The sequence below is a fragment of the Bilophila wadsworthia ATCC 49260 genome (assembly GCF_000701705.1).
GTDB lineage: Bacteria > Desulfobacterota > Desulfovibrionia > Desulfovibrionales > Desulfovibrionaceae > Bilophila > Bilophila wadsworthia.
In genome coordinates, this window is the sequence record NZ_JNJP01000066.1 from 1 (window position 1) to 19,749 (window position 19,749).

26 protein-coding genes and 2 pseudogenes are annotated in these 19,749 nt (G+C 58.3%); 5 read left to right on the top strand and 23 right to left on the bottom strand.

Translation table 11 applies throughout. The features are described from left to right. Positions 1–564 (bottom strand): hypothetical protein (locus T370_RS0116715; RefSeq protein WP_029436387.1); only part of this gene is annotated, 564 nt, incomplete at its 3' end. A 204-nt stretch (positions 565–768) separates the two neighbouring features. On the opposite strand from T370_RS0116715, the gene T370_RS0116720 reads away from it, so the two are divergent. Together T370_RS0116720 and T370_RS0116725 are read left to right on the top strand one after the other, a co-directional pair. Next, complete coding sequence (locus tag T370_RS0116720; protein WP_029436388.1) at positions 769–1,023, top strand: type II toxin-antitoxin system HicA family toxin; 255 nt, start codon at positions 769–771, stop codon at positions 1,021–1,023. After that, a complete protein-coding gene (locus T370_RS0116725; RefSeq protein ID WP_029436389.1) occupies positions 1,020–1,358 on the top strand; it encodes a type II toxin-antitoxin system HicB family antitoxin in 339 nt (112 codons plus the stop codon). Before T370_RS0116720 ends, T370_RS0116725 begins: the two co-directional genes overlap by 4 nt. A gap of 246 nt (positions 1,359–1,604) precedes the next feature. Here T370_RS0116725 and T370_RS0116735 read toward each other — a convergent pair whose 3' ends face one another. The 7 genes from T370_RS0116735 to T370_RS0116765 all read right to left on the bottom strand — a co-directional run bounded on the left by T370_RS0116735 (position 1,605) and on the right by T370_RS0116765 (position 9,133). Beyond that, complete coding sequence (locus T370_RS0116735; protein ID WP_029436390.1) at positions 1,605–2,300, bottom strand: RraA family protein; 696 nt, start codon at positions 2,298–2,300, stop codon at positions 1,605–1,607. 73 nt (positions 2,301–2,373) lie between these two features. Beyond that, complete coding sequence (locus tag T370_RS0116740; RefSeq protein ID WP_029436391.1) at positions 2,374–3,315, bottom strand: TAXI family TRAP transporter solute-binding subunit; 942 nt, start codon at positions 3,313–3,315, stop codon at positions 2,374–2,376. 85 nt (positions 3,316–3,400) lie between these two features. Continuing rightward, the gene (locus tag T370_RS0116745) at positions 3,401–5,350 is read right to left on the bottom strand and encodes a TRAP transporter permease (protein WP_051643875.1); all 1,950 of its coding nucleotides are present in this window, start codon (positions 5,348–5,350) and stop codon (positions 3,401–3,403) included. Further along, entirely contained in the window at positions 5,350–5,862 is a 513-nt protein-coding gene (locus T370_RS0116750) for a LeuD/DmdB family oxidoreductase small subunit (protein WP_029436393.1), read from the bottom strand. The genes T370_RS0116745 and T370_RS0116750 overlap by 1 nt, the downstream gene beginning before the upstream one ends. A 35-nt stretch (positions 5,863–5,897) precedes the next feature. Continuing rightward, positions 5,898–7,151, bottom strand: coding sequence for an aconitase/3-isopropylmalate dehydratase large subunit family protein (locus T370_RS0116755; RefSeq protein ID WP_029436394.1), 1,254 nt, complete (start codon positions 7,149–7,151; stop codon positions 5,898–5,900). Positions 7,152–7,225: 74 nt separating this feature from the next. Beyond that, positions 7,226–8,389 (bottom strand): pyridoxal-phosphate-dependent aminotransferase family protein, encoded by a 1,164-nt coding sequence (locus T370_RS0116760; RefSeq protein ID WP_029436395.1) that lies wholly within the window; start codon positions 8,387–8,389, stop codon positions 7,226–7,228. Positions 8,390–8,458: 69 nt separating this feature from the next. Then, the gene (locus tag T370_RS0116765) at positions 8,459–9,133 is read right to left on the bottom strand and encodes a GntR family transcriptional regulator (RefSeq protein ID WP_029436396.1); all 675 of its coding nucleotides are present in this window, start codon (positions 9,131–9,133) and stop codon (positions 8,459–8,461) included. Between the two features lie 635 nt (positions 9,134–9,768). Between T370_RS0116765 and T370_RS0116775 the strand changes: the two genes are divergently transcribed. Continuing rightward, entirely contained in the window at positions 9,769–10,206 is a 438-nt protein-coding gene (locus T370_RS0116775; protein WP_029436398.1) for an inhibitor of vertebrate lysozyme family protein, read from the top strand. A gap of 81 nt (positions 10,207–10,287) precedes the next feature. On the opposite strand, the gene T370_RS0116780 is transcribed toward T370_RS0116775, so the two are convergent. The 4 genes and pseudogenes from T370_RS0116780 to T370_RS26325 form a co-directional block, all read right to left on the bottom strand. After that, positions 10,288–11,547 carry a DUF4055 domain-containing protein gene (locus T370_RS0116780; RefSeq protein WP_029436399.1) on the bottom strand — a complete coding sequence of 420 codons (1,260 nt, stop codon included), beginning with the start codon at positions 11,545–11,547 and terminating at the stop codon, positions 10,288–10,290. Between the two features lie 9 nt (positions 11,548–11,556). Continuing rightward, positions 11,557–12,975 carry a hypothetical protein gene (locus T370_RS0116785; protein ID WP_029436400.1) on the bottom strand — a complete coding sequence of 473 codons (1,419 nt, stop codon included), beginning with the start codon at positions 12,973–12,975 and terminating at the stop codon, positions 11,557–11,559. Then, a complete protein-coding gene (locus T370_RS0116790) occupies positions 12,956–13,396 on the bottom strand; it encodes a hypothetical protein (RefSeq protein ID WP_029436401.1) in 441 nt (146 codons plus the stop codon). The genes T370_RS0116785 and T370_RS0116790 overlap by 20 nt, the downstream gene beginning before the upstream one ends. A gap of 72 nt (positions 13,397–13,468) precedes the next feature. Beyond that, a pseudogene (locus T370_RS26325) lies at positions 13,469–13,591 on the bottom strand (HGGxSTG domain-containing protein); the annotation flags it as partial. 50 nt (positions 13,592–13,641) lie between these two features. On the opposite strand from T370_RS26325, the gene T370_RS0116795 reads away from it, so the two are divergent. Then, positions 13,642–14,121: an ASCH domain-containing protein gene (locus tag T370_RS0116795; RefSeq protein WP_051643877.1), complete on the top strand. Its 480-nt coding sequence runs from the start codon at positions 13,642–13,644 to the stop codon at positions 14,119–14,121. On the opposite strand, the gene T370_RS0116800 is transcribed toward T370_RS0116795, so the two are convergent. The 7 genes from T370_RS0116800 to T370_RS0116830 all read right to left on the bottom strand — a co-directional run bounded on the left by T370_RS0116800 (position 14,118) and on the right by T370_RS0116830 (position 16,979). Further along, positions 14,118–14,786, bottom strand: coding sequence for a ParB N-terminal domain-containing protein (locus T370_RS0116800; protein ID WP_029436403.1), 669 nt, complete (start codon positions 14,784–14,786; stop codon positions 14,118–14,120). The two genes, T370_RS0116795 and T370_RS0116800, sit on opposite strands and share 4 nt — an antisense overlap. Next, the gene (locus T370_RS0116805; RefSeq protein WP_029436404.1) at positions 14,752–15,453 is read right to left on the bottom strand and encodes a phosphoadenosine phosphosulfate reductase domain-containing protein; all 702 of its coding nucleotides are present in this window, start codon (positions 15,451–15,453) and stop codon (positions 14,752–14,754) included. The genes T370_RS0116800 and T370_RS0116805 overlap by 35 nt, the downstream gene beginning before the upstream one ends. Next, the gene (locus T370_RS0116810) at positions 15,453–15,641 is read right to left on the bottom strand and encodes a hypothetical protein (RefSeq protein WP_009368421.1); all 189 of its coding nucleotides are present in this window, start codon (positions 15,639–15,641) and stop codon (positions 15,453–15,455) included. The genes T370_RS0116805 and T370_RS0116810 overlap by 1 nt, the downstream gene beginning before the upstream one ends. 69 nt (positions 15,642–15,710) lie before the next feature. Then, a complete protein-coding gene (locus T370_RS0116815) occupies positions 15,711–15,986 on the bottom strand; it encodes a hypothetical protein (RefSeq protein ID WP_005027273.1) in 276 nt (91 codons plus the stop codon). Next, positions 15,983–16,147 carry a hypothetical protein gene (locus T370_RS26000; RefSeq protein ID WP_237912356.1) on the bottom strand — a complete coding sequence of 55 codons (165 nt, stop codon included), beginning with the start codon at positions 16,145–16,147 and terminating at the stop codon, positions 15,983–15,985. The genes T370_RS0116815 and T370_RS26000 overlap by 4 nt, the downstream gene beginning before the upstream one ends. Positions 16,148–16,302: 155 nt before the next feature. Beyond that, positions 16,303–16,581, bottom strand: coding sequence for an RNA-binding protein (locus T370_RS0116825; protein ID WP_248604277.1), 279 nt, complete (start codon positions 16,579–16,581; stop codon positions 16,303–16,305). An 11-nt stretch (positions 16,582–16,592) separates the two neighbouring features. Further along, positions 16,593–16,979, bottom strand: a complete 387-nt coding sequence (locus T370_RS0116830) for a D-Ala-D-Ala carboxypeptidase family metallohydrolase (protein WP_029436407.1) — start codon at positions 16,977–16,979, stop codon at positions 16,593–16,595. Between the two features lie 444 nt (positions 16,980–17,423). On the opposite strand from T370_RS0116830, the gene T370_RS24530 reads away from it, so the two are divergent. Further along, positions 17,424–18,059, top strand: coding sequence for a pentapeptide repeat-containing protein (locus T370_RS24530; protein ID WP_081847582.1), 636 nt, complete (start codon positions 17,424–17,426; stop codon positions 18,057–18,059). Positions 18,060–18,117: 58 nt separating this feature from the next. On the opposite strand, the gene T370_RS0116835 is transcribed toward T370_RS24530, so the two are convergent. From T370_RS0116835 to T370_RS0116850, 4 genes and pseudogenes are all read right to left on the bottom strand, one after another. After that, a complete protein-coding gene (locus T370_RS0116835; RefSeq protein WP_029436408.1) occupies positions 18,118–18,420 on the bottom strand; it encodes a hypothetical protein in 303 nt (100 codons plus the stop codon). Then, entirely contained in the window at positions 18,401–18,937 is a 537-nt protein-coding gene (locus T370_RS0116840) for a VRR-NUC domain-containing protein (RefSeq protein ID WP_029436409.1), read from the bottom strand. The genes T370_RS0116835 and T370_RS0116840 overlap by 20 nt, the downstream gene beginning before the upstream one ends. After that, positions 18,934–19,353: a Mor transcription activator family protein gene (locus T370_RS0116845; RefSeq protein ID WP_051643878.1), complete on the bottom strand. Its 420-nt coding sequence runs from the start codon at positions 19,351–19,353 to the stop codon at positions 18,934–18,936. The genes T370_RS0116840 and T370_RS0116845 overlap by 4 nt, the downstream gene beginning before the upstream one ends. A gap of 8 nt (positions 19,354–19,361) precedes the next feature. Further along, positions 19,362–19,749 (bottom strand): annotated as a pseudogene (locus tag T370_RS0116850) (MarR family transcriptional regulator); the annotation flags it as partial.

Here is a 19,749-nt window from a genome sequence, read left to right on the forward strand (position 1 = left end):
GCTGAAAATGGGCTGGCCGTTCATGGTGGCAACCACGCGCAGCTCGCCGTTTTCCTCCTTCACCTCGAAATGCCTGCCGAACGAGGCGTAGGCCACGTCGGAGGGAAGCACGGTCTTGTCCTTCAGGAACGCGCTGGAATCGAAGATGCCCTTGACCAGCAGCGTACGGATGGAGGCTTCCTTGGCGGCCAGCCTGTCGGCGGAATCTTTCTTGGAGTCGGCGAGGGCCTTTTCGAGATCGGAAATCTTTCCGTCATAGGACTTCTTGATTTCCATCTTGAGGTCGTCGACTTTTCCCGCGTCGATGAGCTTTCCGGCGTCAAGGTTGGCGACGGTTTCCAGGGCGGCCTTGGCCTTTTCCGGGTCAATGCCGTCAAATGCCTTGAGCTGGCTGGTCAGGGCGTCGATGTCCTTGCGCCGCCCGGCGGATTCCGCGTTGACGGCGGAAATTTTGTTCACGAGGTCGGGGACGTTATACGCAATCTCCGCACCGTCTTCGGCAACCCACACGGGGAAGCCGTCCTTCACCACCACATGGCCGTTTTCGTCGAGCTTGAGTTTCATGGTATCCTTCTCGGTTCGGGTTAGGGCTTCACGCCGGGGGATTCCTTGGCATCACGCCACGATAGACGGGCAGGCCCGCATAATTGGGCATGAGTATAGACCCGCAGCCGGGATGTGCCGCAAGGGGTTGTTTGAGTGTTTCTTACGTGGGGAAGGAAAAGGAGTATCTCTTGACATGATGTCAAAAAATAATATCATAAGGCCATGAAAAAGAAACACCAGATAACCTTGAAGCAGATATTCGCCCGCCCCGTTTCGGGAAGCATCAGATGGGCGGACATTGAGGCCCTGTTTGTGGAGCTTGGCGCGGAAGTAAGCGAACGTGCTGGTTCTCGCATCGCTGTGGTGCTGTTCGGGGAAGTGCGAGTGTTTCATCGCCCGCATCCCGCGCCGACCACGGACAAAGGAGCGGTTGCAAGCGTGCGTATCTGGTTGGAAAGCCACGGAGTAAAGCCATGAATAATGTCATGACGTTTGAAGACGGCTACAAGGCCGTCATTGCCTATGACCCGGAAATCGAAATGTTCCGGGGGGAATTTGTCGGATTGAACGGAGCGGCGGATTTTTATGCTGCGGACTTGGAAGGCTTGAAGCGTGAAGGCAAAAGTTCACTGGAGACCTTTCTGGAGGTCTGCGCGGAAAAGGGGATCTCCCCCAAGAAGCAGGCGGGACGCTTTGCCTTGCGTCTCGATCCCGAGACGTACCAGTCCGTCGCTATTGCCGCGTCCGCTTCGGGAAAGAGTATCAATCAGTTTATCGTGGACAGCCTGAAGCAGTCCGTGCAGGCGGTTTGAGAAGGATAGACATGTGCGTCGCTATCCATCCTAGAGAAATTCTCCGGGAAGAATATATGGCCCCGCTCGGCTTGAGCGCGAATGCTCTTGCCGTTATCTTAGGCATCCCCAGAAATATTGGCAAATAAGACTAACAAGAGAGCATCTGTGTGAAGAACTTAAAAAAAGCCCCTGTCCGGGGGAGGACAGGGGCGGCGTCCTGTTCAGGCGTACCATGGGGGTAGAGATACTCCCGAATGAGGAGGCCTAAAGGTAGTAATCATCGATGATTTCACATTTTTTAGCTTCAAGTGCCTTGTCGACCCATGAACGGTCGCAGGTTCCGTTGAGCGCTGCGGAGGTCTTGGCGTCGTCCTTGGCGGCAAAAGCCTGTGCTATGCCGAGTAGTTCCGCCGCGTCTGCGGACGGGATTACGATGATGCCATCGCTGTCTGCGAGAATGATGTCCCCAGGATGGATGCTCACGCCGCCGCAAGAGATTGGAACGTTGATTTCGCCGGGGCCTTCCTTGTAGGGGCCGCCGGGGGTGGTACCGGTGGCGTACACGGGTAGGCCGAGCTCCTCAAGGCAGTCCACGTCGCGGATCGGGGCGTCAATAACCAGCCCTTCCAGCTTTTTGAATTTGGCATAGGAGAACATCACTTCACCCATGACGGCCCGGCTGCGGTCACCCGACGTGCCGACGACGATGACATCGCCGGGCTGTGCCATGTTGAGCGCCTTGTGGATCATGAGATTGTCGCCAGAGCGGCTTTTTACGGTGAGTGCCACGCCGACCATACGTCTTCCCGTACGGGGGGACATGAGCCGGATTTCGGGATGCATGGCGGATAGCCGCCCCATACAGTCCGCGACAGGAGCTGCGGCCAGTTTGCGGAAGGCCTCCACAATGGACGCGTCGGGCAAGCGGCGCTTGACATAGACTCTGTTGCCAATGGACATGTTCTTCTCCTCCGGGCCATGCCCGGCACTTTGTCCGGCGGCGTCCTTGCGGAAAGACGCCGTCGGGATGGGGTTACAGGACTCCGGCTTCTTTGTAGAACTTTTCGGCGCCGGGATGCAGGGGAGCGATGACGGCCCCCTTGATATTCGCTGGGGCAATGTCCTTGAAGAAGGCGTGGGCGGCCTTCAGCTTATCCTTTTCGGTATGGAAGATTTTCGTCAGGTTATAGACAACTTCTTCGGGCAGGTCGGCGGAGCAGGTGATGATCGTCCAGTTGCCCACGGTAGGGATAGTAGCGTCCTGCCCGCCGTAGCTGTTGGCGGGGATGGGCATGGCCGAAAACTCGGGATTGGCCTTCATGATTTGCTCCATCTCTTCCTGCGTCATGGCCAGCAGGTGGAACTTGCCGCTTTTCAGGATATCCGAAATCCAGGCTGCGCCGACGCCGGTGCCGTCGATGATGGCGTCCACCTGTCCAGTTTTCAGGCGGGAGGAGGCCTGCACGCGGTTGCCGCTGTATTCGTGCTTCACATCGTCCCAGTTGAGGCCGATACCTTCAACCACCTTGCGGCTGCATACTTCCACGCCGTCACCTGCGGCGATGAGTTCGATGCGCTTGCCCTTCAGATCCTTCAGGCTCTTGATGCCGGCATCCGTACGGACGAGGACATGCTGCGGCGTACCGTTGTAGTTGGCGACGGTGCGGAGGGAAGGCACGGTTTGGGCGGAGATCGCGGACATGACCGCAGGGCCTTGGCTGATGCCGAAATCCAGTTCTTTATCCTCGATGGCGGTCAGGTTGAAAGCGGAACCGCCGGTGGCCTGAGCCGTTAAGGTATAGCCCGTCGCCTTGTCGTTGAATACCTTGGCTATGGCCGCGCCCATGTTGAAATAGTTGCCTCCCATGCTTGCGGTGCCGAGAGTCAGCTTGGTCTTCGCCTGAACGCCGACAGGAGCGGAGAGCGCCATGACGGATACCAGCACGGCGGCAAGAACGGTCTTCACGTAGCTCATGTGAAACTCCTTCGGACGCGAACGTCCTGTTTACAGATGAATCCCTTGATGGATGCGGCGGAAAACGGGATTCCGCCGTTTTTCTTTAGACGGCCTGTTGCAAGACAGGTTCCTTGCGATTCTTGTAGCAATAGACGACCACGACGGCGGCGATGGCGTACCCGACGTAGTTGGTCAGCGGTTCAGGGATGACCATCAGCAGCCCGGCAAGCCCGATCAATGCACGGAGCGGTGGGTTCAGGCGTTCGAACAGTGCTCCCTCCAAGGCGGAACTGATGAGGATCAGCCCCACGGCCGCCGAGACGAACGCGTCGACGATAGCGAAGCCCTTCCAGTCGCCCATCAGTACCAGTTCCTGATCATATAGGAACAACATAGGTACGATGAACCCCGACAGGGCCAGACGGACGGAAGCAAATCCCGTCTTGGTGGGGCTGGCCCCGGCAAGGCCTGCAGCCGTGTAGGCCCCTGTGCAGACGGGAGGCGTGAGGGCGGAGAGTGCACCGTAATACAAGACGAACAGATGGGTGGGTAGCTCCGGCAGCCCCATGCGTTGCAATACCGGAGCGGCGCTGATGGCGGCAAGGACATAGGCCGCTGTGGTGGGCAAGCCCATGCCGAGCACGATAGTCACGAGCATGGTGAGGATCAGGGCAGGGAACAGCATCCCGCCTGCTAAGCTGAAAATGCCGTCCGCGATGGTCATGGTGACGCCCGTCATGGATGCGGTTCCCACGATGGTTCCGACTACGGCGCAGGCGATCGCGAGGGTCATGCCCGTACGGCAGGCGTTCGCCATGAGCTGCCCGATCTTTTCAAAGGTGAGGCGGCTTTCCTTTTTCATGAACGTGATGCATATAGCGACTACAATGCCGCCCCAGAAGGCTGCGGCGGTAGGCGTGTAATCGTTCATGAGCATGATCACGATGCCCGCCAGAGGCAGAAGCAGATAGATTTTTTTGAGCGTGGGCAGCAGATGGGGGATATTCTCTTTGGAGAGCCCCCGCAATCCAAGGTGGACGGCGCGGAAGTGCACAGTGGCATACACGCCGACGAAGTAGAGCAGTGCTGGAAGCGTGGCCGCCAGAGCGAGCTTGGCGTAGGGGATGCCCAAAGCGTCCGCTATGACGAAGGCCGTGGCCCCCATGATGGGCGGTAGGATCTGCCCGCCGCACGAGGCGACACATTCGACGGCCCCGGCGAAATACGGGGGATAACCGATCCGCTTCATCAAGGGGATGGTGAAAACGCCCGTCGTCGCGACGTTGGCCGAAGTTTCGCCGCTGACCATCCCCATAAGTGCGCTGGAGATGACTGCTATCTTGGCTGGTCCCCCGCGGGCGCGCCCGGCGATGCAGTTCGCTAGATCGTTGAAGAAGCTGGCGATGCCCACCCGTTCCAGCACGGCCCCGAACAGGATGAAGACGATGATGATTTCGGCAGAGACGCCCAGCACGAAGCCGAAGACGCCCTCACCAGATAGAAAAATGTGCTGCACGATGCGTCGGAGCGTAAAACCTGAATGGCCCATACTACCCGGGATGTATTCACCGAAGAAGACGTAGAGCAGGGCGATGCTCGCCAGTACCACAAGGCCGGGGCTGATGGTACGCCGGGCCGCTTCAAAGAGGATGAGCATACCGGCCAGCCCGATATAGATATCCTGCGGCTCCGTGCGCCCGCCGAGGCGGATGAGCGTTTCGTATCGGAAAAACATGTATCCCATAAGCCCAGCCGCCACGAGCATCAGCAACCAGTCGAGCATGGGAACTGAAGTTCGCGAGGAGCGTTTGCTGCCGGGAACCAGCAGGAAGCATAGGGCGAGTGCCGCGCCGAGATGCACGGCCCGCAACTGGGTTGGGGGCAGGATCAGAAAACCGGAGGCGACCAGTAGGTGAAAAGACGCCCACACGACGCAGATGAAACCGACAAGGGACGCCTGCCAGCTTTCAAGGCGTCGCCGGTTGGAAGGGGCATCCTCCTTGGGGGCGCCCAGAGGTGGGGCCCCTGTTTGTTTTAAGGACTCTGTAGACATCAGGAAACTCCATGGCCTGAGTGTTTACGTTGCAGCATGAGCGAGACCAGCCCCCCGGCGGCGAGGATTTCCCTCTGCACATCGGCGAGAGGGGGCGCGTGCCGGACAAGGCCACTCACAAGATCATGCACCGCAATGCCGCTATCATCAGCTGTGACCCGGATACTGCCTCCTTCCTCTATCCCCTCAGTATCGCACTCCACGAGCAGAAGACCGTTGTTTACACCGTTCCTGTAAAACGAACGTGAAAAGGATTTGGCTAGCACGACCGGAATGCCTGCGGCCTTAATGACCAGCGCGGCGATTTCCATGGCCGATCCACAGCCGAAGTTAGAACCTGCGATGAGGATATCGCCCGCATTCACCTTTGCGGCAAAGGAGGGATCCAGATCCTCCATGAGATAGCGGCTGAGGAATACCGCATCCAATGTATCTCGCTTACGGCGGGAGGAGATGATGTAGTCCGTGTTGATGTCGTCGCCCAGCACATGGGCCGTCCCTTGAAAGCGCATGAGGGCCTCCTTGCTTCCGGCTCAATTAAGGAGAATCAGAGGGTTCGTGGATCCGTGATGCACCCGGTCACCGCAGCGGCGGCCACCGAAGCAGGAGAGCCTAGATAGATTGAGGCATTGACGTTGCCCATACGCCCGATGAAATTGCGGTTCGCCGTGGAAAGGACGTTCCAGCCGTCGCCGGGAATACCGGGGCTGCTGCCGCAGCAGGGTCCACAACCGGGAGGCAGGATCAATGCGCCGCGCAGGGCCAGTTCGGGAAGAACGCCGCGCCGCGAAGCCTCGGCGTAGATGGTCCGCGAGGCCGGGATGACCAGAAGCTGAAAACCGGGAGTCAGCGGGCGATTGCCCATAACGGCAAGCGCTTCCTCCAGATCGTCGAGCCGCCCATTGGTGCATGTACCGAGCACTCCCATGCAAATAGGGGTGCCGGACAATTCTGTGAGGGGTTTGACGTTGTCCACACGGTGAGGGGCGGCGAGCATGGGCTCGATAGAGGCCAGATCAATGTCGATGACAGTTTCATAGGCCGCATCGGGATCGGGTGTGGTGAAGGCTACGGGAACGATGCCCAACCGTTGGAACCATTCGGCCGTTTTGCCGTCTCCCGGCATGACCGCGAATTTGGCCCCAGTTTCGACCATGAGGTTACATAGCGTCATCCGTTGCGACATGCCGAGGCCGGAAAGTCCGTCCCCATAAAATTCGATGGCTTTGTAACGTCCGCCCTCGGCGCCGATGTGTCCGACAATCCACAGTGCGAGATCCTTGGCTGAGACGGAGGGGGGCAGCGCCCCGGAAAGGCGTATGCCAATGGTGGGAGGAACCCGGAGCCACAGCTCCCCGGCGATGATCGCAGCGGCAAGATCCGAGGAACCCACGCCCGTACCGAGGGCATTGAAAGCCCCGTAGGTGGTCGAGTGGGAGTCACCGCCTACGATGAGTCGACCGGGACGGACGTACCCTTTTTCAGGAAGGAGCTGATGGCAGATGCCCTCGCCCAGATCGAGGACGGTGCCGAAGCCCTGCTTGGCGAAGTCGCGCATCATGGTGTGCAGCCCGGCCACCTTATCGTTGGGGCATGGGACGTAGTGATCCATGATCATAAGGACGTTCCGGGGATCGAAGCTGGAACATCCCTCCATTTTGTTAAAGAAGTCAATGGTCAGTGGCCCGGATCCGTCTGTTGCCATAACTACGTCAACGGTGGCGTTGATCGTCTCACCGGCGCGGACTGTCCGCCCGGCATGTGCCGAAAGCATTTTTTCAACAAGAGTCTGTCCAGCCATGTCGGCCTCCGTCCGTGAGCAGGTTCCGCCGTTTGGCGGTTCCGCATATGGACGGAACCGCCGGGTCGTTTCCGTCAGCGCAACAGCGCGTCCATGCAGGCGGCGACTCCGGCCCCCGGCTGCCGCAACAGGCCTTTTCCTTTCAGGAAGGCTTCAAGGCAGGCCGCGAGGGTCAGGGCATCGCGATCATAGAAATGTCCCATGTGTCCGATGCGCAGAACCTTGCCTTTCAGTTCTCCGATACCTCCGGCGATGCTCAGGCCAAAGCCTTCCTGAAGGCCGTTCTTGATTTCGGACGCTGTCAGACCCTCAAGGGGGGCGAACGCCGTCAGCGAATTGGAACGCGCCTCTTCGGGGATATTCAACGGGTAAAGCTCCATGCCGAGTGCTCGCAACATGGCGCGCACGGCTCGTGCAACGCGGGCATGACGGGCGAAGAGAGCGTCCCGGCCTTCTTCCTGCATCATGCTGACGGCCTCATCCAATCCGTAGATTTCGGTTACGGGCGTGGAGCCGGGGGTTTCAGGATTGGCGGCGAGGACGTTTTTCCGGATGTCCTTGAAGTTCGTGTAGTACTTTGGGAGGGTAGAGTTTTCGCAGGCTTTCCAGCCGGTTTCGCTCAGGACGACGAGTGCCATGCCCGTTGTGCACATAAGGCCTTTTTGTGAAGCAGTAACGAGGGCGTCGGCTCCGCAGTCGTCAAAGTCGATGCGGATGCAACCCACTGAACTGACCGCGTCGACGATAGTGAGCATCCCATGCGCCTTCGCCAGTGAGGATACGGCCTTGATGTCGATGGTGACGGCAGTCGTGGATTCGTTGTGGCACATGGTTACGGCTTTGGCCTGTGGGTGGGCCGCAAGAGTCGCTTCCAATTCGGCTAGATCCGGCATCTTGTCCCATTCGGTGCACACGCAATGGGCCGTCAGGCCATAGCGCCCGGCGATATCTGCGAACATCTTGGCGAATTTGCCGTTGCACAGAGCGACGATCTCGTCACCTGGCGACAACAGATTGGAGATGACCGCTTCCATCGCGCCGCGCCCTGTAGTGTGTACCGGCAGGACTGGCTGTTGTGTATTGAGCAGCCATTGGGCTTTGTTGAGGAAACTCCCCAAGATCGCGGAAAAGGTGGGCGTACGATGGTGTAGGACGGGGCGGGAGTAGGCGTTGAGGATACGGGGGGGAACCGACGTGGGGCCGGGAGTGTACAGGACAGCTTCACCAAATCTTTTCATAACGGGCCTCTACAACACAGGTTGGCAGGTAAAAGTTTTCCCATGGCTGCTCGAAAGCAGCCTTCCGCATCAAAAGACTCCCAGAGGAGCTTGTTCGACAAAACGGGAAACGAGACGTTTGACCATGCGCACATGTTCGCGGAGTTTGAATTCGGCAGCATCGGCGTCGCCGTTGACGATGGCCTCGGCGATTTCTTTGTGTTCGCTGATGGACGAACGTACGCGTTCGGAAAGTAGCAGAGTCTTGTAGTGGAATGCCGCTGACTGGGCGTTGATGCGCACTGCCATGTCGGCAAGTACGCGGTTTCCGCCCATTTCAAAGATCATCTGATGAAGTTCACCACACAATTTATAGTAATTGAAACAGGTTCCGTCGTTTTCATCCTGTTCCATGCGCTCGATGACGCCCATAAGTCGTTTGCGTTGCTCCTCGGTGCCATTCTGAGCAGCGAGGCGCGCTGCCATGCCCTCAATGGCCTCGCGTACGTCCAGCAGTTCGATGGCATCTCTGATGCCTAGAATCCGGACGCTGTACCCTCGGCCTTCCTGTCGTTCCAGAAATCCCTCATGCTCAAGCTGGCGCAGTGCCGCCCGGATAGGTGTTCGGCTCAGGGAGAATTTTTCCGCGACCTGTCGTTCCACAAGCCTCGAGCCGGGCGGATAGATGCCGTCAAAAAGTCCTTGTTTTATCAGGAGATAAGCTTGTTCTTCACAATCTTTGGCGGCGTTATATTGGGATGTCATATTAAATTCCATATGGTTTTTATTTTGGTATACCAAATTTTTTAGTAAAAAATCATGGATCTAAAATTCTGTCAAGAGGAAACTCGGAACTATATAAATAGTTAATAATATCAAATAAATAAACCATGTAAGTCCGATTTTGACAAAAGCATAAGTTGTGTATTCAGTCATGACGTCGACTTCGGTCCCCCCCCCTACACTTATGGGAAGACGAAAAACTGCTATGCCGATAACTGTGGCTATATTGAAGCATTGGTGGATGGATAGGGGACTACGCAGCCAAGCAGGCAATGTACGGCCGGGGTGTTGGGTAAAGGGAGCAGACATCTGTACGTGAACGGGCAGGTACTGGACAAGGCTTGGATCGTCAATATCCCCCTCAGTTGCACATACGACATCTAGAAATAACGCGTGAAGGAAGTTGTCTCGGTCAATCATAGACTTCGGGGCTTCTTTTGCGTTATTCTAAGCACGGAGGAGGCGAAACCAAAAAGGGAGTCTCCCTCCGGAACCGCTTTGCTCATAATTCTTGAGGAATATTGTTCCCGAGCGACTCCAGAAGTAGACCTTCAACGTGTAGTCTTGCCGTAGGGTGATTGAGCAAAACCTCCGGCAATCATCGAAGGAGAAAAGAAGTGAAAAAAACGATCATAGCCTTTGCAGTGTTGAGTATTCTGCTCTTGGCCAGCATCGGCACCTATGCCTCGTCCATATCCGATAAACAGGCTCAGGCATGGGAACAGGCACTGAAAGGCGAGAGCCGGGCGGATCTCCCAGAGTGGATATTCCATGGACTTACGACACTTGGAACGGCCGATATGGTACAGTGCAATGGTGAAACATATCTTGTCAGGCAGCAATGCAAACCGCATGATTGCGGTAATAATTTCATTATCAGCGCCTACCAGCCTTCATCTCAAAAAGCTTGGGGAATGATAGTTGAAGTGAAAGACGTACCTGAAGCAATAGATACCCCGAGTAAATATGCCCGTTATATATTTATCGGCAAGCCGGACAAGGCGATCCAATTTCTTCTGATGGAACAACTGAAGGAAGATCCAAATTGGAAGTAAGCGAGTCATCACGCTTTGATGATATAATCACCCTCCATGATGCGAAAGCCCCGGTCAACCCACACTGACGGGGCTTTCGCGTCACTCTTGGCTTTCCTTCACAGGAGTCTGCCCCTTGATCTTCACCGTCGCCTCGCCCACATCATACGCCTCGTTGTATTTCGCCTCGATCCCGTCCTCCTTAGCTCCAAGCCACCGGGCGGCGAGCTTCCAGCAGAGCGCTTCCGCGCTGCCGCTGCGCCGGGCGAAGCTGGCAAGCTGCGTGTCGAGCTGTGTTTTGTCGATGGCCTTGGACTCGGCGGATTCTCCCACGGCGGATTGCGGACGGACCATACGAAGGGCGATTTCCCGCACGCTGGCCTCGTCGCGGGCAAGGGCCTCGGCCTGTGCCTGAAACGCGGTGCCCGACGGCTCCACGTACTGCGCGGTGATGCCGCCCGGTTCCGTGCTCATGAGGGCGTTGGAGCTGGCGACCACGAACGTGTCCCAATGCTCTTGGCTTACGCCGCCCACGTTGAGCAGAGGGACGGCCCGGTCGAACAGCATCTTGTCGAGTTCGGAGTCCCGCCTGTAGATGCGCAGGATCAGGGACAGCACATCGTCCGTGGCGGGGAGCCCGGTCATGGGAGAGGTCGGCTCGAACAGGAACGGCACCAGCGGCACGGCGCCGAGCCCGTGTTTGCGCTCGCCGTCCTCGGCAATGGCGTACTCGGTGTTCTCCTTGTCCTTCATCGGGCGGCGGTAGCGCGTCCACGAGTCCCGCGTCCAGACGGTCAGGGTTTCGTAACGGAGCGGGGCGGCGAAGGCTGCGGGGTGCTCCATCTCTTCGCTGTGAACGACCGCCCACGCGAGGCCCTTGGCGTCCATCCCCCAGTCCCACACGTCGTCGGGGCTGATGGAGGTAAAGTAGGGCACCATACGGCGACCGCTGGCCCTGTCCTCCGCCACGGTTTCCCCTTTCTTTTGTTCCATGTCCACGATGACGAACCGCGCCCCGCCTGCCGCCGCGAGCCGGGTCACGTCCGCGAAGAAGGCGTCGGCGGTCATGCCGTACCTGTCGGCGTCCGCCTCGATGGGGCGGAGGGCGTCGGGCAAAATACGCTCCGGCCGCCCCTCGTTGATGAAGCTGGCGAACACGTCCACGATGGGGGCCGCGAAGTTGCGGTACGTGGCCCGGCTCGCCCGGATGTCGTATTGCTTGTCCGATTCGTAGGTGTGGCGCGTCAGATAGGCCCTGTTTCCTTCGATCCGTTCCCCGCCCTCGTAGAGATCCATCGCCTTCCGGCGCTTGGTGAAGGATGCCGCGTACAGCGGGTGTTTCTGCTCGTAACTGCTGTTCATTGTCGCTCCTTATCCGTGCGAGCTTCCGAAGAAGACGTCGCGTTTCTTGATGGGGAATTCGACCGCCGTGTAATACCGGACGGCGGTGGTAATATGCTGGTACTCGGCGTCCTCTTCCTGAAACGTGCTGCCGCCCTTGAGCTTCAGCGTGGAAAGGCCCTTGTGCAGCATCGGGCATTTCCCCTTGTTGACGAAAAAGGAGCGGGTATTCATGGCGTCGCAGATCTTGGCGTTGAGGCTGGCTTGCCCGTCCTTGATCGCGGGATTGGTGCGGGGCACCTTCTGTTGAACCCGGAACCCGTTGCGCCTCAGTTCCTGTTCGAGGGTTACGTAGTCGCTCGCGTGCCCGTGCTTTTCGCCCACATGCCCGCTGGCGTCCCCGTAAAGATAAACGATGCCCCTGAACCCCGCGTACCGTTCGCAGAACTCGACGGCCGCCTGTTTCGCCACGGCGGAAGAGAGCACGATTTCGTCGACGGCATAGACGTTTCCGTCCTTGTCCGTCTGGAGGATTACGGAGGAAAGCGGCGTGAAGTTGAAGTCGTGGGTCCATATGACGTCTCTGCCGGGATCGAAGGAAACGCCCGCCAGGTTCCCGTCGCCGTATTCCGGGTAGACGAGGTTTCCGGGGTTGCTGCTCCCGTACCTGTTCATGACGTAGACGTTGACCCATTCCGTATGCTTGCCGGGAAGCTGGAGGAAGTAATAGCCGTACCCCGCCGTGTGGTTCTCGATGTTCTCCGCTTCCGGGTTTTCCCGGTACTGGAGCTTTCCCTCGGCATCCTTTTCGACGAGAAGAGCAGGGGGCTGTGCGAAAAAGTCATACCCTTCCGGGCGTTCCTCCTCGGCGAGCCTGTACCACCAGTTGTCGACGTTGCATGAGTTTGTGTCGGCGATGATGCCCGTCCACGAGAACCCGCCCTGCATCTTGCTCGGATAGCGGTTCACGCGCCCGGTCGCCATTTGCAGAACCTCTTCCGGCAGTTCACTGGCTTCGTTCAGCCATACGCCCGTCAGCTCAAGGGACTTGAGCTTTTTGACGTGATCCGGGCGGTCAAGGCTGATGAAGACAAGCTCGGCCTGTACAGCCGTCCCGTCCTGAAGCGGCATGTTGATGAGGCCCATGATGGGGTGCCCGTAGGAGATTTTCGTTACCGCCCCATACCAGTCCATCCATGTCTTGATGGTGGTCGTCTTCAGTTCGCCGTAGGTGTTGCGGATAATTGCCCACCGCGACCGCCTGAGCCCCATGAACGCCTTCTGGCGGAGGATGCGGGACATAACCTCGGCGCAGCAGCCGACGGATTTCCCGGAGCCCAGAGGCCCACGGACCCCACGGAAAAAGGCGTCGCTGGCATGGAACCGCGCAAGCGTGGGTTCCGCGTGGTAGACGGGGACGGGGATGCCGTCAGTTACCGTCGCCTTCATATTTCCTCCCGCCGCCCAAATCGAGGACGATGGCAACTCCGTTCCTGCTTTCCTCGCCGCCTTCGCCTTCCATCCGGGCGAGGCTGTCCGAAACCCGGCGGATCTGTTCGAGGACCATCGAATGGGCAGCGTCCAGCCGCAGGTAGTGCATCTCCTGCGTTTCGGAGGTCGTGGAAAGGGATGTGGACTCGCGCCCCTCGGCGTCGGCCTGTTTGCCCTGTGTCCCCGTCAGCACCACCATTGCGGGGATCTTCCTGCCCGTCCCGTCGTCCCTGCCGACGTTTTCCATGTCGTCCTTGGCCTTTTTCAGGCGTTTGGCGATGCGCGCTTCCTTGACGCGGAGCGTCTTGAGCTGCTCGCGGAGGGTTTCGCACGGATTCAGCGTGACCGCATTGGCGTAGGCGATTTCCTCTTCCGTCATGGTTTCCGGCGAGATGGCCTCATATGCGCCGTGTTTCAGTGCGTTTTTATTGCCCTTTGGAGGGCCGTCGTTCGCACCCCCATGAATACGGCACTTTGTTTTTCCCTTTACCGCATGGTTCCTGCATTGCTCTCCTGAGCGTTTCGATTTGGCTGTGCATTGCACGGGGTCGTTCCTTTGCTTTTTTCGTTGCATCGCCGCGACGGGATGCTATACTGGCGCAAAACTCAAAAGAGGAGTCGCGTATGAAAGCTATTTCTGTCAGGCAGCCTTGGGCGTCGTTTCTCGCCGGCGGCGGAAAATCTGTGGAGTGCCGGACGTGGCGCTGCAACTACCGTGGGCCGCTGTTGATCTGTTCGAGCAAGGGGGATTACCCGATCAACGACGGGCTCATCGCCCCCGGCGGGATGGGACTCGGGGTGGTCGAACTGGTCGATGTGCGCCCCATGACCGAGGCCGACGTGCCTGCGGCCATGCTGTTCGACGACGATGTGGAGGACGCGCTCAAAGGCTTTGCATGGCATGTCAAACCGCTCTACGAGGTCATCCCCTTCCCGGTGAAGGGCAAGCTCAACTTCTTCGAGGTGGACGACGACCTCTTGAAGCGCCTGCCGGACGGATACGAGGATCATTGCGACTATATGTACCAGCAGGGGCTGCGCTGGAAAGACGAAGACGACCCGCTGACGCTGGAAGAATTCCTTGAGCAGCAGGGGCTCGTCTAGACGCCCAACAGCCCGGCCAGCTGGGAGCCATGCACAAAAGCTTCCCAATGGGGGACGCCCAGAGCCTTGAGCATGGCTTTCTTCTGGCCTTCGTTTTCGCAGACGACGGTGAAATAAAACTCGCCGCTGGCCTCCCGTTTCATATTCTCTGTCGATTCCGCCCGGTGCTCCTTGATTTCGCGCAGGGTATCCTTGGTTTCGGCCACTTCTTCAGTATCGGAGAAGGCCCCGCCCATGTCGCTGTCGAACATGACGGAGATGTCGCCGGAGGAGAACCCGAACTCTTCAGGATCGATGCCGTTTTCGCCAGCCAGCCCGTTCAGCTTGTCCATGTCCCAGTCGCCCTGCATGGAGGGGTTGTTGAGCTGGACATTCAGGATCTTCTCTTCTCGCTCGTCGACGTCCACCACGGACACCTGCAGGTCGTAGTCTTGGGAGCGCTCAAGCTGATCGAGCTGTGAAAGCCGCTGATGTCCCGAAACGAGATTGCCGGTCCTCCGGTTCCACACAAGCGGCTGGACAAGGCCGTGCTTCGCCAGCATCCCCTTGAGCCGCTTGCGGGCGTCTTCTGAAATGACGCGCGGATTGTAATCCGCTCCATGTATCTCGCCCCGGCTGATGACCTCGACTTCAAACTTCTGGTACTTGCTGAGTTTCCCGCCCACGGCGTTCCTCCTTGATCTGATGGTGGACGATCCCCGCTTCGACGAAGGGGAACCACGCCCTGATTCTGGCAAAGTCCGCGGGGAAATGCCGCTTCACCGGAATGACTTCCCGCGCCTGTAACGAGCCGAACGAAAAGCCAAGCTTGCGCGATTCTACGCCGACCTTGAGTTTGTTCTGCCGGATGTAGGCGACCACGTCCTCTTTCCTCCATTCCGCCACGGGATAGATGCGCCCCCGCTTTTCGTCGATGGTTCCCGACGACTTGATGATGGCCCGGCGCCATACCGAGTCCGCAATCCGTTCCCCTGCCGCAATCCACCAGATGTCGGTGTTCAGCCGCAGGTAGTTGTAGACATCCTTAACGCTGACGACTGGCACGGAGAAGTCCGTGGGGCGGTACAGGCCGTAGCGGAGGAACTGCGAAAGCTCGAAGTGGGGCACCCGATGGATGGGAAGTCCGTACCTGTCTTCATAGTAGCGGCAGATCTGTTCTTGGAAGGAGAGCCCCTTCACGTAGTACATGAAGAAGCCCTCCACATGCCGGAAGTGCTTCACGCACAAGTCCAGCGTGGCGACGGAATCCTTGCCCCCGGAGAAGGAGACAAGGACGCTGTCGGTGATGGCCGCCGCCGTTTCGACGGTGCGAAAAAGCGGGCGGGTCGGCATCAGTGGCCGCCTGTCCCGGTGGCGCGCTTGAACCGCGTGGGCGACATCTGCGTCTTGAAGACGGCGGCGGAACGCATGGCGCGGGCCTGATTGCCGACGGCGTAGTTCCGGTTCCGGGCAATGCGGCGGCCAGCACCGGTAAGGCTGTTGATCCGGGATACCGTGGAATTGGGGTTCATCTTGGGCATGGTATTGCTCCTTTCCATGACATCGTTTCCCAAAATTGGAGATTGCCTCAGCCGAAATATGTGAGCCGCTTATCCAGCGATCCAGCGCGAAAGGACGTTCCCGGCCGCTCCTGCCGCAGCCGCTACAGCCACGAGCGCGGCCATGCCCCCGGCCCGGCGGTTTTCGGCGGCTTCAAGCGCGGCAACGCGGGTTTCAAGCATGGACATGCGCTTGCCGTGGTCCCGCAGGTTTGAAATGACCACATCGTCAATACGCTCGCGCAGTCCGGCAAGTTCGGCCTTGACCGCAGACAGTTCGGCCTTCACTTCGCCGAGATCCCGCAACATCTGCATGTCGTCGCTCATTGCGCCTCCTCAACGCTCTTGATCCATAGGAGCAAGTTCCCGGCCTCTCCTGCGGGCAGGTGCACCCACTCGCCGGGCTCGGTGAACGTCTCGCCCCGGTAGGTGTAGGACCACTCACCCGTCACGACGGCCCCCGGCGTCAGCGGCGCCGGGCTTGTCACGGCGGTCGGCGCCGCCACTGTGCTGCACCCACTCGCCGCCAGCGTCATCACGAACAGCAGCGCGATCAGTCTCGCGGCGTTCGCCGTACCGTTGACGCAGCCACAGCTTGAGGAGCCCGGCGAGCGATGAAAGGAACTCAAGGACGGCCCGCACATCACTTCCCCGTCACGGCCTTGACTTCGGCCTTCACGGTTTCGGACTTGCCGTCAGCCACAGCGCCCTTGTTCTGCCCGAAGTGTGCGGCAAGGGCATGGGCCCAGCGGTAGAAGACGGCATAAAGCCCCGCCGGTTCCTTGGGGACGGGCATCCACACGGTGGCCACGGCGCACAGGCCGCACACGGTCATGACCACGCTCAGGGCGGTCACGAGCCACGCCGCATCGGGATACTGCGCGGAAAGGCTCATCAAGGTCGAAAGGATGAAATCAATCACGGTCGCTTCCATCAGTACTTGCCTCCATGCTGGTAAAAGGCCACGTCACGCGGCTTGTCGGGGTCGTTGTCCACATGAATCCATGTCGGAGCCAGCTCGATGCGCCGGAATCCGGCTTCAAGCAGGGCTTGCAGCATGACGAAACGGGAATGGGAATCCACGCAGCGGATATCCACAGCGTAGCCGCGAGTGTGCGCTGAGGTGGGCACACCGCCGACCGCCCTGTTGTGTTTGGGGCAGCGGTAGGGGGAAGAAAGGGGGAACGGGATGCCCGCCAGATCACGGGCCTCGTCGAGCATCTGGAGCAGGTCGGCGTCCATCTTCTCCATGCCTGCGCCGCACCCGCACTTGCAGCGGAACTCGACCGGGGAGAAGTGACGCAAGGGAAGAACAGCCATAAAAAACTCCTGATTTTTGGTCAGGAGCATAGCATTTCAAGGGGATGGGGGTTCAAGGGGTTGTTTGAGTGTTTCTGTATGATTCGGCTTTTTCCTTTTGCTTAACCCACCTTCCTTTGATGACGGATCCTGCCTGATCCCGATCCTCACGCCATACATCCGTCCACTGGCAGTTCGAGCAAGCGTAAAAGTAGCAGTCCACAAAGGCACTGTGGGTAGCCCCCCGTTGGGTCATGGCATCCTCGCCGCACACGGGGCAGGGCGGGCATCTCCGGGGACGACCGGGCTTGTTGTCGATGTATTTATTCATATGTCCTACTTTTTATTACGATCGCTTATTTGAAACCATACGAAAAATGTTGTTCTTGTCGATACCGAAAATCTGATGCATACCCATTTTAGCCATTTTATGGCTCTACCACTCACAAAAACGGGAAAGACGTTATGCGCTCCATTCCAAGAGGGTCAGAATATTTCAATCGTACTAACGATATTGCTGCAGCTCTGACAAAAGATAAAGAACTTTACCAAATATATTGTCATGACTTCCATACCTCAGATCAATGGATGGACATAAGATGTGAAGAAACAATCTTTGAACAATGCCATATGTCTGGAAGTAATTTCAAAAGAGGGAAATTTACAGATGTGCTCTTTCGAAATAGTGATATTTCAAATGCAAAATTTCATCAAAATTATTTCGCAAACTGTTGTTTTGAAGGTGTTCGTTGCACGGGTACGATATTTTCAGGTTCTATTTTTAGATATGTACAATTCACAAATTGCATACTGGAATATTCCAATATGTCGTCAGTGCAATTTACGGATGTGAATTTTTCTGGATGTATGTTGGATAACGCTATCCTTTCTCAATGCAAACATAAGAATATGCTCTTTCATGAATGTAGTTTACGTGGAACTTCCTTCTTTCATACCAGCCTCAAAAAAGTGGATTTGACCAGTTGCAAGTTGGAAGACTTGGCGCTCTCGGATGAAGCACATGAACTGCGTGGTGCAATAGTAAATATCTCTCAAGCTACCGAGCTTGCCCGGCATCTGGGCCTTGAAATCAAGTTGTAAAGGAAAATGAATTGGTATTGTTTCGTGTCTATCGGATGAGTTGACGGATTGAATCCGCTTATGGGGTATCTTTGGCCATGCTATCGTAGCGCGCGGCTTGTTCCGTTTGCTGTTTCCATACGTTATGCTTCATGATCCCCCGCTCCGGCCCCTTGCCCTTACCGAACAGCGGTTTGCGGTCCTCGACAAGCCGATACACGAATGACGTGTTCCCGTTTCGCCGTTCCCGCTGCGGCCCGAATACGGCGATCTCGTCGCGCTTGACGTTCCACGCGGGGGGCTGCGCATGGATAGCCCTGCCGAGGGCGGCATTGGCGCGGGCCAGCCTGTCTACAAAGCTTTCATTTTCCCTGAACGGCACAACGACCTCGACGATCCGCGAGGGGCTGCTGGTTCGCTACTGGCTCGACACGCCTGGACGCTCCTTTGGGGATTTCCCCGGTCAGATAGTTTTCGATGACTTCCCGCGCCTCCCACCAGCCCTTGCAGACCTCGACGCGGTACCCGGCCTGACGGAGCGCTGTGATCAGCTCCTTCTGCGTGGCCTGAACCGTCCCCCCACGCTGGCGCTTCATCTCGATGTACAGCCCGTGGAACCCCTGCCGGGGCGAGGCAAGGAACACGTCGGGAACGCCCGCCACCACGCCCTCGGCCTTCAACCGCGCCCCGGTGATTTTGTCCCGGCGCCCGCCGTTGGGGATGTGGTACATGACGAAGTGCCGGGCATACGGCGTTCGCTGCCACCAGTCGAAAAGGGCTTTCTGCTCTTCCGACTCGGGAGGGCAGGAGGGCCGCTTCTTCGCCTGTGCCGGGGGCGGCATCACCTTCCTGCCCGTGCAATGGTCGAGGAATTCTGCAAAGGTGCAGGTATCGCTCATTGCGTTGCCTCCCCCGGAGTCCTCGGCTGCTTCAGGATGCGCCATACCTGCCGCTCGGAGAGGCCGTACCTGCGGGCAAGAATGGCAACCAAGGCCCTCTCGCTGTGCCCCCTTCCAGCCAGTTCGTCCCGTTCCATATTCAGGGACGAGTTGCGCTTGTCCAGTATCGCCTTTTTGAGGTTGGGGATGTAAATTGCCCGTCTCGCAAACTCCCGGCACAACGCTGAGGCCGATTCATCCCCCAACGCCGCGCACAGACGCCGATACTGTTTTTTCCCGGCACTCCCGGACGGTATTGCCACGGTCGTTCCCCCAAAGTTCTCGACCAGCCGGAAAACGAACGGCATTCCCAAGCGTTCCGCGACAGAGCGCAAAGGGCCGGATAACGATTCCGCCGTAAGTGCTTCATCACTCATATATTCTCCTACAGCGCCCGTTGCAGGACGCGCCCAAAGTTCGCTGGAATGGGCAGCGGCTTCCGGCGGTCAAACTGTCCGGCCTGATTGTCCGGCCTCACACCATGCCGCCACTTTTCCATGAACGACAAGCCCGCCTTCCAGCCTTCCTCGCGCTGTTCCTGCGTCGGCACGTCGATGACGGAATCGCCAAGCAGAGGGCCACGGGCCGCAACCGGCACAAGCGGGGGCGGTGCGTCCGCCTCGTCCTCCCATCGCCGCCCGGACAGCCACCCGGTCAGCATCTTCGGCGTCTTGCCCCGCGCCACAAGGTCGGGCCTGCGCGCCGCTTCCTGTTGGGCAGCCCGGCAAATAACAGACACAAGGGACTCGGATAGTCCTTTGATGTCCAGAAAG